The sequence below is a fragment of the Paraphotobacterium marinum genome (assembly GCF_002216855.1).
GTDB classification, from domain to species: Bacteria; Pseudomonadota; Gammaproteobacteria; order Enterobacterales; family Vibrionaceae; genus Paraphotobacterium; species Paraphotobacterium marinum.
Map to the genome: position 1 here is coordinate 145,987 of NZ_CP022355.1, position 14,449 is coordinate 160,435.

Annotated in this window: 13 protein-coding genes and 1 tRNA gene; 5 read left to right on the forward strand and 9 right to left on the reverse strand. The window is 30.3% G+C overall.

The features are described from left to right. Position 1: 1 nt before the first annotated feature. Positions 2-424, reverse strand: coding sequence for a YcgN family cysteine cluster protein (locus CF386_RS00790; protein ID WP_089072633.1), 423 nt, complete (start codon positions 422-424; stop codon positions 2-4). A gap of 94 nt (positions 425-518) precedes the next feature. Between CF386_RS00790 and CF386_RS00795 the strand changes: the two genes are divergently transcribed. From CF386_RS00795 to CF386_RS00810, 4 genes are read left to right on the forward strand one after another with little or no spacing between them, the layout of a single operon-like run. After that, the gene (locus tag CF386_RS00795) at positions 519-923 is read left to right on the forward strand and encodes an NINE protein (protein WP_089072634.1); all 405 of its coding nucleotides are present in this window, start codon (positions 519-521) and stop codon (positions 921-923) included. Between the two features lie 10 nt (positions 924-933). After that, the gene (locus CF386_RS00800; protein WP_089072635.1) at positions 934-1,515 is read left to right on the forward strand and encodes a TetR/AcrR family transcriptional regulator; all 582 of its coding nucleotides are present in this window, start codon (positions 934-936) and stop codon (positions 1,513-1,515) included. A 19-nt stretch (positions 1,516-1,534) separates the two neighbouring features. Further along, complete coding sequence (locus tag CF386_RS00805; RefSeq protein WP_089072636.1) at positions 1,535-2,815, forward strand: MFS transporter; 1,281 nt, start codon at positions 1,535-1,537, stop codon at positions 2,813-2,815. Positions 2,816-2,835: 20 nt separating this feature from the next. Then, a complete protein-coding gene (locus tag CF386_RS00810) occupies positions 2,836-4,056 on the forward strand; it encodes an aminotransferase class I/II-fold pyridoxal phosphate-dependent enzyme (RefSeq protein WP_089072637.1) in 1,221 nt (406 codons plus the stop codon). 54 nt (positions 4,057-4,110) lie between these two features. Here CF386_RS00810 and CF386_RS00815 read toward each other — a convergent pair whose 3' ends face one another. The 8 genes from CF386_RS00815 to CF386_RS00850 all read right to left on the reverse strand — a co-directional run bounded on the left by CF386_RS00815 (position 4,111) and on the right by CF386_RS00850 (position 13,382). After that, on the reverse strand, positions 4,111-5,946 hold the full coding sequence (locus tag CF386_RS00815) for a SurA N-terminal domain-containing protein (protein WP_158522263.1): 1,836 nt from the start codon (positions 5,944-5,946) through the stop codon (positions 4,111-4,113). A gap of 115 nt (positions 5,947-6,061) precedes the next feature. Then, positions 6,062-6,334, reverse strand: coding sequence for an HU family DNA-binding protein (locus CF386_RS00820; RefSeq protein ID WP_089072639.1), 273 nt, complete (start codon positions 6,332-6,334; stop codon positions 6,062-6,064). A 138-nt stretch (positions 6,335-6,472) separates the two neighbouring features. Beyond that, entirely contained in the window at positions 6,473-8,815 is a 2,343-nt protein-coding gene (gene lon, locus CF386_RS00825) for an endopeptidase La (protein WP_089072640.1), read from the reverse strand. 131 nt (positions 8,816-8,946) lie between these two features. Next, positions 8,947-10,224, reverse strand: coding sequence for an ATP-dependent protease ATP-binding subunit ClpX (clpX, locus tag CF386_RS00830; protein ID WP_089072641.1), 1,278 nt, complete (start codon positions 10,222-10,224; stop codon positions 8,947-8,949). A 67-nt stretch (positions 10,225-10,291) separates the two neighbouring features. Continuing rightward, positions 10,292-10,909: an ATP-dependent Clp endopeptidase proteolytic subunit ClpP gene (clpP, locus tag CF386_RS00835; RefSeq protein WP_192867709.1), complete on the reverse strand. Its 618-nt coding sequence runs from the start codon at positions 10,907-10,909 to the stop codon at positions 10,292-10,294. A gap of 108 nt (positions 10,910-11,017) precedes the next feature. Beyond that, the gene (gene tig / locus CF386_RS00840; RefSeq protein ID WP_089072642.1) at positions 11,018-12,310 is read right to left on the reverse strand and encodes a trigger factor; all 1,293 of its coding nucleotides are present in this window, start codon (positions 12,308-12,310) and stop codon (positions 11,018-11,020) included. Between the two features lie 143 nt (positions 12,311-12,453). Beyond that, positions 12,454-13,242 (reverse strand): ATP adenylyltransferase family protein, encoded by a 789-nt coding sequence (locus CF386_RS00845; protein WP_089072643.1) that lies wholly within the window; start codon positions 13,240-13,242, stop codon positions 12,454-12,456. A 63-nt stretch (positions 13,243-13,305) separates the two neighbouring features. Beyond that, a tRNA-Arg gene (locus CF386_RS00850) sits at positions 13,306-13,382 on the reverse strand. Positions 13,383-13,591: 209 nt separating this feature from the next. Between CF386_RS00850 and folD the strand changes: the two genes are divergently transcribed. After that, positions 13,592-14,449 (forward strand): bifunctional methylenetetrahydrofolate dehydrogenase/methenyltetrahydrofolate cyclohydrolase FolD, encoded by an 858-nt coding sequence (folD, locus tag CF386_RS00855; protein ID WP_089072644.1) that lies wholly within the window; start codon positions 13,592-13,594, stop codon positions 14,447-14,449.

The following is a 14,449-nucleotide window of genomic DNA, read 5'->3' on the forward strand; positions in this document are numbered from 1 at the left end:
TTTATTCATGTTTTTCGATTATATGATCTTCAATACATGAAACATCACATTCATGTATTAATCGAACAGGTATTTTCTTACCAATAATTTTGCTTTTAGTTTTTAAATAGTGATTTTTAGGTAAATCTCCATGCTCTTTTAGGTAAATGTAAGCGCAACTATCTGGTAACCAATTAAAGTCATCTATATTTTCTGCAGTTAGTTGTATGCATGAAGAATTGAGGTGAAATCTATTTTCATAATTTGAACACTGCCGAGTCTCTAGATCTAAAAGATTACATGCAACATTAGTATAAAAAAGCTCATTAGTATCATCGTCAATAATTTTATGCAAACAACATAAGCCACACTTATCGCAGATAGCATCCCACTCTTGACTGGTCAGTTTTTTAATATCTTTTGTTTGCCAAAAATTTTCTTTCATTGTCAACTCATATTAAGTTTTAACGCTAATCTAAAATATATATAAAAAAGTTAAAAAAGTGTTATTATAATATTTTTTCACATATATTTTAATTATGATAACACACAGTACATTTTTAGGCTATATTCTCTGGATTTTTGGCTTTTTTGGATCACACCGATTTTACTATGGAAAGAAGATAACTGGGACAATTTGGTTTTTTACATTAGGACTTTTTTTAATTGGTTGGTTAATAGATCTCTTTCTTATTCCATCAATGTCTAGAAGTGCAACTAATAAATATCGTTATGGTAAAGTTGATTATAACTTTTGTTGGGTCTTACTTACTTTCTTGGGTTTTTTTGGCCTACATAGATTTTATATGGGTAAATGGATAAGTGGAATAATCTATTTTCTAACATTTGGTCTGTTTTTTATTGGTTACCTTTATGATTTATGGACTTTAAATGAACAAATTTCAAAAATTAATATTATGTATAGATATCAAAAATATAATTAGGTAATTTTAAATGGCAAGAAGAAATGACCATACAAGAGAAGAATTAGTTTCCATTACAATTAATGAAGTGAATACTTTTCTAGAAAACAAACCGTACCATGAATTAAGCCTTCGAAAGCTTGCGTCGCTAATTGGCTATGTTCCAAGTACTTTAGTAAACATATTCGGTAGTTATGATCTATTGTTATTAGAAGTGAATGCAAGGACACTTGATGAACTTTTCGTAGATATGGGGAAAGCTATATACGAAGAATCCGATCCACTTAAATCTTTACGAAAAATGGCTTATTGCTATCTCAATTTTGCTGAAAAAAATCCATACCGTTGGCAGCTCATTTTTCAGCATAAAGTTAATTCTGATAAATTGCCTGAGTGGCACTCTTTAAGAATAAATAAGTTAATTGAGATTCTAGATAATTTAGTCCATAAAGTTAGACCAAGTTTATCAAGTGATGAATTAACAGAAACAAGTCGCCTTATATGGGCATCCGTTCATGGAATTACATTGTTATCTGTTGATGATAAGCTTTTCATGAACAAAAATACTAATGGACGAATTTTGATTGATAATTTTTTTAATAATTATTTTTAATTAGGACAAACTCTTTCTCATGGATGCGAATGATTGCAATATCTCTTTTAAAAACAAAACATTTTTGCCCTTTTTTTTAACTCAGTTTTTGGGCGCTTTCAATGATAATATATTAAGAAATGCAGTAATATTTATTTATATTTTCACAAATACAAATACTTCAACTAACTCACATATTCTTTACACTAATATTGTATTATTTTTATTTGTATTTCCAACTTTAGTTTTATCGCCTTTAGCGGGAAAGCTTTCAGATAAATATGAAAAATCAAAATATATTCAATCATTAAAGATATTTGAAGTTTTAATAATGATCCTTGCTAGTATTTCAATTATTTGTCATTTTTACTATATAAGTTTAATCCCTATTATTTTAATTAGCATTCAATATACTTTATTTGGTCCAGTTAAATATTCGCTTCCTACAGCACTTTTTAAACAAAAGACTTTAAAAGAAGCTAATGGCTTAATAAATGCATCAACACAGTTTGCTATTTTAGTAGCATCAATGCTAGCTTCTTTTATCATTGCCGCAAAATTCATTCCAGAATATTTCATATCATGTATCCTAATTTTAACATCTATCTTAGGTTATATATCATCAAAATATATACCAACCAACTCACCTAATGATAAAAATTTAACATTGGATTTAAATGTCTATTCTTCCATAAAACAAAATTTAAATTTAATTTATAAGAATAAAAGGATTTTTTATATAATAATCTGTCTTAGTTGGTTTTGGTTTTTATCAGTTTCTTTTATTAATATATTACCTATGTTAGTTGACACTTTGTTAAATACCGATAACAATGGAAAAATATTTTCTTTTATCTATATATTATTAATAATTGGTATATCAATTGGATCATTGACTTGTAAGTTCTTCAATAACGACAATTCAAAACTAATTTGTGCTTTATCTTTGCTATTTATTTCACTAATATCATTATTTTTAGTCTTCCATAATTCTAATACTTCTGAAGTTAGAAATCTTAGTGCGGTTTTCTTTAATGGATATTTTCAACATCTTTCGATTTCTATTTTTTTTCTTGGTTTTTGTTTTGGCGTTTATTTTGTACAATTAATGTACCAACTTGAAATTAGTAGTCCTAGTAAAAAGGTTTCACAAGTTATAGCAGGGAATAATTTTTTAAATGCAATTTTTATGATTTTAAGTGCAATGTGTAGTTCTGTCATTCTAAGTTTACTTCAAATCTCAATCATTAATTATCTTGTCATAATTTCATTTATTAATATTTTAGCTGTTATCTACTTGATAAAGTTTTATTCTGATTAAATAATGCTCTTGGAGATTTTATGGAAAAATTATTCAATACACCCGCGAAATTTGAAAAAATATGTTATGATCTCCGAGGACCAATATTAGAAAAGGCTGAACAGCTTGAAAGTAATGATGAGAGTATAATTAAATTAAATATTGGGAATACAACTCCTTTTGGCTATTATCCGAGTAAAAACATCTTAAACTCTATTCAAACACATCTGAGTAAAAGTAGTGGCTATGGTGACTCTCAAGGATTGATTGAGGCTAGATTATCTATCAGTAATTATGTGCGGAAAAAATATAACCATGTGATAGACAAAAAGAATATTTTTATAGGCAACGGTGTTTCTGAATTAATATTAATGTCGATGCAGGCTTTTTTAGAAAAGGGAGATGAAATTCTTGTCCCTTCACCAGACTATCCATTGTGGACTGCATCAATATCTCTTGCAGGCGGACATGCTGTCCATTATACCTGTGATTACTCTACCAACTGGTTTCCCGACTTGGATTCAATTAAATCAAGAATATCAAAAAAAACTAAAGGGATTGTTTTAATAAATCCAAATAATCCAACGGGTGCAGTATATTCTAAATCTCTTTTACAAGAGATAGTTAAAATCTGTAAAAAACATAACATTATCATTTTTTCAGATGAGATATATGAAAATATTTTATTCGACAATTATGTCCATCATCACGTTGCTTCATTTTCTGATGAAGTCCCATGCATAACTTTTTCAGGACTATCTAAGTCACACCATATATGTGGATTTAGAGTTGGCTGGATGATGATAACAGACAGGAGTTTAAAGTTAAAAAAAATAAACCATGCTTTAAATATGCTAGCTTCCATGAGATTATGTCCTAACATTCCGATGCAATTTTGTATTCAACCAGCATTAGAAGATATTCTGTCAAAGCCAGATTACTACAGAAGTATCAACCATCAACTAGCAAAAAAAAGAGATTTATCTTGGGATTTATTAAACAAGATACCCGGTATAAGTTGTATTAAACCAAATGGCGCTCTGTATTTATTTCCAAGAATAGACAAAAAATTTTATAATATAAAAGATGATGAAAAGCTTGTATTAGATTTTTTAATTGAAAAAAAAGTATTAATAGTTCATGGTAAGGGGTTTCATTGGCATAATAATGATCACTTTCGTTTTATTTTTTTACCATCTGAAAGCATTATTCAGGAAGCCATCGAAAGATTTAGATGTTTTTTAAAGGATTACAGTCAATAAACTAAAAAAATTTAGCCACATTATGTGGCTAAAAACTTTTAAACATTAACTTAATTAATTAATGTTTTTAACTTCAATCTTAGCTTTTTCTCTGAGAGCTGTAATTAAAGATGCTTGATTAATATTATTTCTAAGTTGAACTAATGAGTTACTAACCTCATCTAACGAGTTAATATTACCTTTAGGATAAATAATATTATTAAGTTTTATAATAAATACTGTTCCAGAGTTATTTTTATAATAAGAGTATTTACCCTTTTCTGCTATGTTGAAAGATGCCTCAACTAATTTTTGATTGCTAGCATTTATATTATTTCTAGAAACTTCAATAGGTGTATTAAATTTTAAAGATTTTTTGTTATCATTAAGTTCTTTTACATAATCCTGTGCCAATTTATCAGACTTTATGTTTAATGCTTGCTCGAATAACATAGATTTAATCTTTGCTTTAACTAAATTAAAATCAATAACCTTCGGGGGTTCAACTTTAGTCAGTCTGAAGACAATTAAGTTTCCATTGGGTAACTGAATAACATTTGAGTTTAATCTGCTTTTCAAAACAGTAGAACTTAAAAGTGCTTTTTTTGTTCCATTAGAGAGAATTGAAGGTGGAATATTATCAATATCAAAAGGTTTAGTTGTTTCTATCGGAAGACCTAGTTTTTTCGACGCTGGCTCCAAAGTTTTAGGATTACTGAAAGATAAATTTGAAAGCAATTGTTTTTGTTCAACTATTTTTTTATCAACTTTATCTGCTAAAATTATTTCATTAATTTCGCTTTTAACTTTTTCTAAAGATTTAATCTTTTCCGGTTTAATATCATCAAGCCTAATAATTTGATAGCCATTTGATACTTTTATGATTTTTGAAAACTCACCTATTTTATTCAAATTAAAGGCTGCTTTATCTGAAGCGGCGGGTAGATCCCCTTTACTTATCCAATTTGATAAGGTGTGTGATTTTGAGAATTTATCTTGAGAATACTGTTCTTCTAATTTTTGAAAATCTTGTTTCTCGCTTAATTTTTTTTCTATTTCTAAGGCAATATCTTTCTTGGTAACAAAAATATAACTAATTTTTATTTCTCGTGGTTCAATGTATTGACTTTTATTTTTCTCATAAAACTTTTGAATTTCTTCATTAGAAACGACCATATTTTGACTTGCATTTTTTTTCTCAACTTCAATATAAGCTGCAGTAAACTTACGTGGTTCAGTGAAGTCCTTTTTATTTGAATTATAATATTTTAAAATATTTTGGTCGCTAATTTTTATATTTTTCTTAATTTCATTGTTGTTTAATTGACTTGTGCTTATTAATCTTATTTGATTGATATAATTATTAATCTCTTGAGCATCTCCAGGCAAATTAAACTCTGAAGAATTAATATTTTTTAAATATTGTTCTGACAAAAAGCTTTTTTTAATATATTGAGCAAACTCATCAGGTGTTAATCCTGCTCTTTGAATTAAATTACGATACGTTTGATTGTCAAAAACCCCATTTTTTGAAAATTCAGGCATTTTTAAGATAGCATCTTTAATTTGCGAATTTGTTACTACCATGCCATTTTTTTTTGCATTCTCTTCAAGTAAATAATTATTAATTAATTCATTAATAACCTGTAATTTAATTTGTTTTTCATAAGAAGGGTTTTCTAACAGCGTTTGAAAGTAGTTACCCATCTGTGACTGCATCTGTTTAAGTTGATTTTGATAGGCACTTTCAAATTCTTCTTTACTAATTTTATGATCATCTACTTTAGCAACATAATTTTGCTTATTACCAACAACATAACTACCAATTCCTGCAAAAATAAATGATAAAATAATCAAAATAAATATTACCTTGATTACAATATTATTAGCTCCTGCTCTCAGGTTTTCCATCATGGAACATTTCCTCTTATTTTAACTAAAAAATAAGAGCGCTTTAGACGCTCTTATTATGATTTTATAAATTAATTTATAAGCAAATGATAACGTATTATGAAATATATATAAACTAGTTTAGAGAATCTTTTAAAACTTTACCTGCTTTAAAACCTGGTACTTTTGAAGCTCTAATTTGAATTTCAGCACCTGTTTGTGGATTTCTACCTTTACGAGCAGCTCTATCCTTTACTGAAAAAGTACCAAAGCCAACTAATGCTACTGGATCACCTTTTTTTAGGGATTCTGATACAGCTTCCATAAAAGCATCCAAAGCTCGATTTGCAGACGCTTTTGAAAGTTGTGCATCTGTTGCAATTTTTTCTACGAGTTCACCTTTATTCATAACATTCCTCATTGTTGTAAAAAAGTAATATCAAAAGTTCATTATTAAACCTTTGATATTATCAATATATAGTAAACTTTTTTTTAATCTCAATGTTTTTTAATATACGTCTAAAAAATTTTTGTTATAAATCACTTTTTAGGCAACTTCCATACCCTGGGGATTGTTTATAAGTGCCAAAGACAAAACCTCATCAATCCACTGAACACATTTTATATTTAAATCAGCTTTTACATTTTCAGGAATTTCTTCAAGATCTCTTTCATTTTCTTTTGGTATAATAACTAATTTAATACCACCACGATGCGCAGCTAAAAGTTTCTCTTTAAGACCTCCAATTGGCAAAACTTCTCCTCTAAGCGTAATTTCGCCTGTCATAGCTACTTCAGAGTTGACTGGATTACCTGTCAAACTTGAGACAAGAGCCGTACACATAGCTATACCAGCACTAGGGCCATCTTTTGGTGTAGCACCTTCAGGTACATGCACATGGATATCTCTCTTCTCATAAAAATCACTGTTAATACCTAACTTCTCACTTCTCGAACGAACGACAGTCATTGCTGCTTGAATTGACTCTTGCATCACATCACCAAGAGAGCCAGTATAAGTTAACTTCCCTTTCCCAATCATCGATTCGGTCTCAATTGTTAAAAGGTCACCACCAACTTCTGTCCAAGCTAAACCAGTAACTTGACCGACTCTATTTTCATTTTCTGCTTTTCCATAATCGAATCGCTGAACTCCTAAATAATCCTTTAGGTTGTCCAACTCAATATGAACGTTCTTCATCTTTTGATTTAATAATATTTCTTTAACAGCTTTTCGACAAAGCTTAGAAATTTCTCTTTCTAACCCTCTAACGCCGGCCTCTCTTGTATAGTAACGAATTATTCCCAAAAGAGCAGAGTCATCTATAGTAATTTCATCTTTTTTCAGACCATTTCTTTCAATCTGTTTATCGAGAAGATGATTTTTTGCTATATTTAATTTTTCATCCTCTGTATAACCTGATAATCGAATAACTTCCATACGATCCAGTAAAGGTCCTGGAATAGTCATAGAATTCGATGTGGCTACGAACATTACGTCTGAAAGATCATAATCAACTTCCAAATAGTGATCATTAAATGCATTATTTTGTTCCGGATCCAAGACCTCAAGTAATGCCGAAGCAGGATCTCCCCTCATATCAGATGACATTTTATCAATTTCATCGAGTAAAAATAGTGGATTTTTGACTTCAACTTTTGTCATTTTTTGAATAATTTTACCCGGCATAGAGCCAATATAAGTTCGTCTATGCCCTCTTATTTCAGCTTCGTCTCTAACACCACCCAGAGCCATTCTCACATATTTTCGACCAGTTGCTTTTGCTATAGACTGACCGAGTGAAGTTTTTCCGACACCAGGGGGTCCAACTAAACATAATATGGGACCTTTTAATTTGTTTATCCTACTTTGTACAGCAAGGTACTCTAAAATTCTTTCTTTTACTCTCTCAAGACCGTAATGATCTTCATTTAAAATATATTCAGCTTTACTTAAATCTTTTTTAACTTTCGACCTTTTAAACCACGGTACAGCAGTCATCCACTCTATGTAACTTCTCACGACAGTAGCTTCAGCAGACATAGGTGACATCATTTTAAGCTTGTTTAGTTCTTGTTCTGTTTTATTCAGAGCTTCTTTTGGCATTTTTGATTTTGAAATTTTATTTTTTAATTGTTCAAATTCATCCGGCACATCATCAAGTTCTCCAAGCTCCTTTTGTATAGCCTTCATTTGTTCATTCAAATAATATTCTTTTTGACTTTTTTCCATTTGTTTTTTTACTCGACCACGAATTTTTTTCTCAACTTCGAGTATCTCTACTTCAGATTCCATGAGTGCCATTAAAAATTCAAGACGCTCTCTAATATCGTTTATTTCAAGAACTTTTTGCTTATCTTCCATTTTAAGTGGCATATGAGCTGCAATAGTATCAGCAAGTCGTGACAAATCATCAATTCCATTTAAAGAAGTTAAAACTTCAGGTGGAATCTTTTTATTTAATTTCACAAAATTCTCAAACTGATTAATAACAGTTCTTAAAAGGACATCTTGATCTTTTTCATCAATCTCAATTTCATTAACTATTTTTGTTTGACCCAAGAAATAATCATCATCAGATAAATTGATAAGCTTAACTCTATTTTTACCCTCAACTAGAACTTTAACTGTACCATCTGGAAGTTTTAATAACTGAAGTATTGTAGCTATCGTTCCAATTTCATATAAATTATCTTTTATTGGATCTTCTTCTGAAGCATCTCTTTGAGCAATTAACAAGATTTCTTTATTAGAATTCATTGCTGCTTCTAAACAACGAATAGACTTTTCTCGTCCAACAAACAAAGGAATAACCATGTAAGGATAGACCACTACATCTCTTAAAGGTAAAACTGGAATGTCATTCACTTCAGAACGCTCTAAATTCATACATTTTCCTACTTTTTAAAATCTAATTAGTTATAATATTGTGCCTATTTTCATTTTTTCAATATAGAAACAAAAAAAGTTGAGAATAAAACTCTCAACTTTTTGGTTTTTTAAAAAAATACGTTATGATTTCATATCACACTTTGATCATCAACATTTTCGTATATTTTGTAGGGGTTAGACTCACCACTCACAACAGATGAATCGATAACAACTTTAGACACATTTTCTTCAGAGGGCAAATCATACATAGTATCTAATAAAATACTTTCAATAATCGAGCGCAATCCCCTAGCACCAGTTTTTCTTTCGAGAGCTTTCTTAGCTATTGCATTGATAGCATCATCTCTAAATTCTAATTCGACACCTTCTAAACTAAATAAAGTTTTATATTGTTTGGTGAGTGAATTCTTTGGTTCCGTCAAGATTTGAACAAGCGCCTCTAAATCCAATTCATTTAGGACCGCAGTAACAGGTAGCCTACCAATAAACTCTGGTATTAAGCCAAATTTAATTAGATCTTCCGGCTCTACTTTTTCTAGTATTTGACTCTCACTCGAATTTTTATCTTTAATTTTTACCGTTGCGGAAAAACCAATACCTGAAGATGTGGAAAGCCTATTGTCAATTACTTTATCTAACCCAGCAAATGCACCACCACAAATAAACAATATTTTTGAGGTATCAACTTGTAAGAATTCTTGTTGAGGATGCTTTCTTCCACCTTGTGGTGGAACTGATGCTACTGTTCCCTCGATAAGTTTTAAAAGAGCTTGCTGAACTCCTTCACCAGAAACATCTCTAGTAATTGAAGGGTTATCCGATTTTTTCGATATTTTATCTATTTCATCAACATATACGATGCCTCTTTCAGCTTTTTTAACATCATAATCACATTTTTGAAGTAGCTTTTGAATAATGTTTTCTACATCTTCACCCACATAACCTGCCTCAGTTAATGTAGTTGCATCAGCAATTGTGAAAGGTACATCTAACATTCTAGCTAGTGTTTCTGCTAAAAGTGTTTTACCACTTCCGGTAGGGCCAATAAATAAAATATTACTCTTACCCAATTCAACATCATTGCTACCATCATGTTTAAGATTTTTCAAACGTTTATAGTGATTATATACTGCTACGGAAAGCACTTTTTTAGCGTGTTCTTGACCAATTACATATTCATCAAGATTTTCTCTAATTTCTTTTGGTGTTGGTAATTTATTATTTGAGTAGTCTTCAGAGCTTTTTTCTTTAATTTCTTCTCTAATAATATCATTACACAAGTCAACACATTCATCACAAATATATACTGATGGTCCAGCTATTAATTTTTTTACCTCATGCTGACTTTTCCCACAAAAGGAACAATAAAGCAATTTACCGTTATTATCTTTAGGAAGATCTGTCATTAAAAGCCTCTTGTTTTTTTATGTAGTTATATTATTTTATACTATCAACTTAAAAGATTCATATTTTTTAAACACGGCGTGTCAAAATTGAATCAACTAAACCATACTCTACTGACTCTTGGGCTGATAGAAAGTTATCTCTGTCAGTATCTTTCTCAATCACATCTAAAGTTTGACCAGTATGCTCAGCTAACAATTTATTTAATTTATGTTTAATAGATAGTATTTCTTGCGCATGTATCTGAATATCAGAAGCTTGTCCTTGAAATCCTCCAAGCGGTTGATGAATCATGACTCTGGAGTTTGGTAATACATATCTTTTACCCTTTTCTCCTCCTGCAAGAAGAAACGCACCCATTGAAGCGGCTTGTCCCATACATACGGTACTAACATTTGGTTTGATGAACTGCATAGTATCATAAATAGACATACCAGCGGTTACTGATCCGCCAGGAGAGTTAATATATAAATAGATGTCTTTTTCAGGGTTTTCAGATTCTAAAAAAAGCAATTGCGCAACAACCAAATTAGCCATATGATCTTCTACTTGACCAGTTAAGAATATAACACGATCTTTCAGAAGTCGCGAATATATATCATAAGAACGCTCGCCTCTGGAGGTTTGCTCTACAACCATTGGGACCAATGCACCCATTTCTGGAAAATTCTCATTGACTTTATTCATAATTATCCTTAAAAAATTAATGATTCGAGTTTATTCTTCGAATCATTATATCTAAATTGAATTTAGGTATAAACTCAAAAAAAAGATTTATACCAATCAATATCACGTTTATTTTTTCATTAACTCATTGAAACTAAATTCTTTTTCAGTTATTTGAGCTGATGATAGAATTTTATCAATAGCTTCTTCTTCTAATGCAAGATTTTTCATATTATTAAATATTTTTTCATCTTTATTATAATATTCAATTACTTCACTTGGGTCTTCATAAGCGGACGCTATATCAGCAATTAATTCTTTTGTTTTCGTATCATCTGCTTCAATTTTTTCCTGCTTAATAAACTCACCTAAAAGTAAACCAATACTGACTCTTTTCTTAGCTTGCTCTGAAAAAATTTCATTTGGAAGTTCAGGAGTATTTTTCATATTACCTCCGAATTGTTGCAAAGCTTGCTTTTTTAGAACTTCTATTTCTTGATCAATTAGGGCTTTAGGAATATCGATTTCATTATTTTCAAGTAAACCATTAAGAGCCATGTCTTTAATTTTATTTTTTATAGTTTGCTTCAGTTCTCGGTTCATGTTTTTTTCAATTTCAGTTTTCAGTGCAGCAATACCACCTTCTTTAATACCAAACTTTAAAGCAAAATCATCGTCTAATTTAGGAAGTTCCCTCGTCAGAACATCTAATACTTCAATTGAAAATACTGCTGTTTTTCCTTTAAGGTTCTCTGCATGATAATCTTCTGGAAATTGAGTTTCAACATCAAACTTATCACCTTTAATATGTCCGACAATGCCGTCTTCAAATCCAGGTATCATTTTTCCTTGGCCCATTTCTAATTCAAAACTCTCTGCTTTTCCTCCATCAAAAACTTCACCATCAATTTTACCTTCAAAATTTATTTTTACTTTTGAATTATGGTCAACCTTATCATTAGACTCTTTCCATGAGCTTTGTTGTTTTTGAAGAGTTTCAATCATTTCATCTATGTCAGAATCACTTATGCTACAAGTTGGCTTTTCTACTTTTATTTTATCTAGTCCAGAAATTGTAACTTCAGGATAAACTTCAAATGTTGCTTTAAATACTAAATCAGAATCTTTTTTTATTTCTTCAGGAGTAAACGTTGGTGCTCCAGCAGGGTTTAATTTTTCTTGCATAATTGCATCAAAAAAATGTTTTTGCATCAATTCGTTTAAAACATCTTGTCTTACTGAAGATTCGTACATTCTAGAAACCATTGATAAAGGTGCTTTGCCTTTCCTAAATCCATCAAATTGTTTGTTTTTTGAAATTTTCTTTAATTCACTAACAATCGTTTTTTCAATAATTTCAGACGGAACAGTGATTTTTAATTGACGTTCTAGCCCTTCAGTTGTTTCCATAGTTACTTGCATTTTTAACCTCTAATAACCTGTTCAGGTAAAATATTTGTGTAATTTACTTAAATAAATAGGTTGTAATACTAACATAATTTAAATAAAGATAAAATATCAAACCTTAGTAACAAGACTTAATATTGAAAAGTGGGTTAATTTTTTTACTTAGAAAATCCACACTGAATTAAAAAATTCATAAAACCATACTCTTTCAACCACTCGAACTGTTCCATCGAGTTTACTAAAAACCTTCCAACAAAATTTACTCCATGTCCTTTCATTGAATAAACTTCATTTTTATATCTTGGAATTAATAACATCCATCTTTCTGTTAAAAGTATATTATATGGAAAACACTCAACAAAACCATTTACTGTTGATGATGTATAAAGATCAAAGTCTGACATAACACTCAAATAGTGACTGTAAAGTTCTTCTGCATTTAATTGATCTAACAATAATAAATTATGTTTAAAAGGCAGCGCATTGTTTATAATAACTGATTCAAGAGGCAAATCAGTTTGTATTAATTGCATGTGTCTATGAGATTGACTTGAACCAGCAGCACGTCCAGAATTAAAAAAGCCTAAAATATTTTGACCTTTAATACCCTTCACCCAGGCTTTAAAATCAGTTAATTTCAGAGCAGTCGTCTGTGGTATATATTTTGTTGCACAGACCAATAAATGAGGAGTTTTTATAGGGAACTTATTCAGTAAACAGACATGTTCAGGACCAATATTCTCAACAAATAAATTTGTGTTGTATGGAGGCAAAAATGGATCTTTCAAAGATACTTTAGGATTATGTTTAACTTGCATATTATCGGTTTGTAGATTGACAATATAGTTCACGCCTTCGATATTAACTTCTATATCAGTTGTTGTTAGAGGTAATAAATCGCCGGAATTAATGCCATAACTGGACTTGATTTTTCCAATTTCCCACACTTTCTTAATCCTTTTATTTATAAAATAAAGTAACTCTTTAGTATGAAATTTTCTTGAGGAGAATGGCGCGCCCTGGAGGATTCGAACCTCCGACCACCTGCTTAGAAGGCAGGTGCTCTATCCAGCTGAGCTAAGAGCGCTTTTAATGAATTATCTTTAAAAGATGAAATGAATTATACTTATAAAAAAAATATCGTCAATAAGTTTTATTAAAAAAAAAATTAACTGCTCAATATTAAACCATTCGCTGTTCTGATTAAAGTTAGTTAATAAACACCGAATTATATTTTATAGAATTGATTTTAAATATTTGAGATAATGGTTAATTATTTATTTATTTGGAAAAGGTATGTCAGCAAAATTACTCAGTGGTACAATGATTTCATCTTGTATCCAAAATGAAATTCAAAATAGAATCGAAGAAAGAAAAATAAATGGTTTAAGACAACCAGGTCTTGCTGTAATTCTTGTTGGAGATGATCCTGCTTCTAGAATTTATGTTAATAAAAAAATACAACTTTGTGAAAAAGTAGGCATTCTTTCAAGATCTTACTTTCTTAAGGGTTCTACTAGTAATAATGAAATAACAAAACTCATTAAAGATTTAAATACTGACGATGATATTGATGGTATATTAATTCAATCACCATTACCTGCTCATATTGACTACAATCAAGTTGTTGAATTAATCTCACCACAAAAGGATGTTGACGGTTTTCATCCATATAATATGGGTAGGCTAGTTCTAAGGGACCCCTTATTTAGATCTTGTACCCCAAAAGGAATTATAACTTTACTTACCAGGTACAATATACCTATAAAGGGAAAACATGCTGTAATTGTTGGTGCATCTAATATTGTTGGTAGACCTATGTCTCTTGAGTTACTAATAAGTGGCGCAACAGTAACCGTTTGTCATCGATTTACTAAAGATTTACCTAAATATGTCGAGCAGGCTGATATATTAATTGCAGCCGTCGGAAAAGCTAACTTTATAAATGGTAGTTGGATTAAAGAAAACGCCATAGTTGTAGATGTTGGCATCAATCGTGGTGAAGATGGAAAAATTTCTGGTGACGTTCATTTTGATGAGGCAAGTAAAAAGGCATCATTCATAACCCCAGTTCCAGGTGGGGTTGGTCCAATGACTGTTATATCTTTATTGGAAAATACACTCTTAGCGTGCGAGATGCGTGAGCATAATTAA

Excerpts from the sequence above, each read along its gene's own strand:
- clpP (WP_192867709.1), bottom strand. The coding sequence starts at position 10,909 with ATGAATAAAGTCAATGAGAATTTTCCAGAAATGGGTGCATTGGTCCCA.
- tig (WP_089072642.1), bottom strand. The coding sequence starts at position 12,310 with ATGCAAGTAACTATGGAAACAACTGAAGGGCTAGAACGTCAATTAAAA.
- CF386_RS00810 (WP_089072637.1), top strand. The coding sequence starts at position 2,836 with ATGGAAAAATTATTCAATACACCCGCGAAATTTGAAAAAATATGTTAT.
- clpX (WP_089072641.1), bottom strand. The coding sequence starts at position 10,224 with ATGACAGATCTTCCTAAAGATAATAACGGTAAATTGCTTTATTGTTCC.
- CF386_RS00820 (WP_089072639.1), bottom strand. The coding sequence starts at position 6,334 with ATGAATAAAGGTGAACTCGTAGAAAAAATTGCAACAGATGCACAACTT.
- folD (WP_089072644.1), top strand. The coding sequence starts at position 13,592 with ATGTCAGCAAAATTACTCAGTGGTACAATGATTTCATCTTGTATCCAA.
- lon (WP_089072640.1), bottom strand. The coding sequence starts at position 8,815 with ATGAATTTAGAGCGTTCTGAAGTGAATGACATTCCAGTTTTACCTTTA.
- CF386_RS00790 (WP_089072633.1), bottom strand. The coding sequence starts at position 424 with ATGAAAGAAAATTTTTGGCAAACAAAAGATATTAAAAAACTGACCAGT.
- CF386_RS00815 (WP_158522263.1), bottom strand. The coding sequence starts at position 5,946 with ATGGAAAACCTGAGAGCAGGAGCTAATAATATTGTAATCAAGGTAATA.
- CF386_RS00805 (WP_089072636.1), top strand. The coding sequence starts at position 1,535 with ATGGATGCGAATGATTGCAATATCTCTTTTAAAAACAAAACATTTTTG.
- CF386_RS00795 (WP_089072634.1), top strand. The coding sequence starts at position 519 with ATGATAACACACAGTACATTTTTAGGCTATATTCTCTGGATTTTTGGC.
- CF386_RS00800 (WP_089072635.1), top strand. The coding sequence starts at position 934 with ATGGCAAGAAGAAATGACCATACAAGAGAAGAATTAGTTTCCATTACA.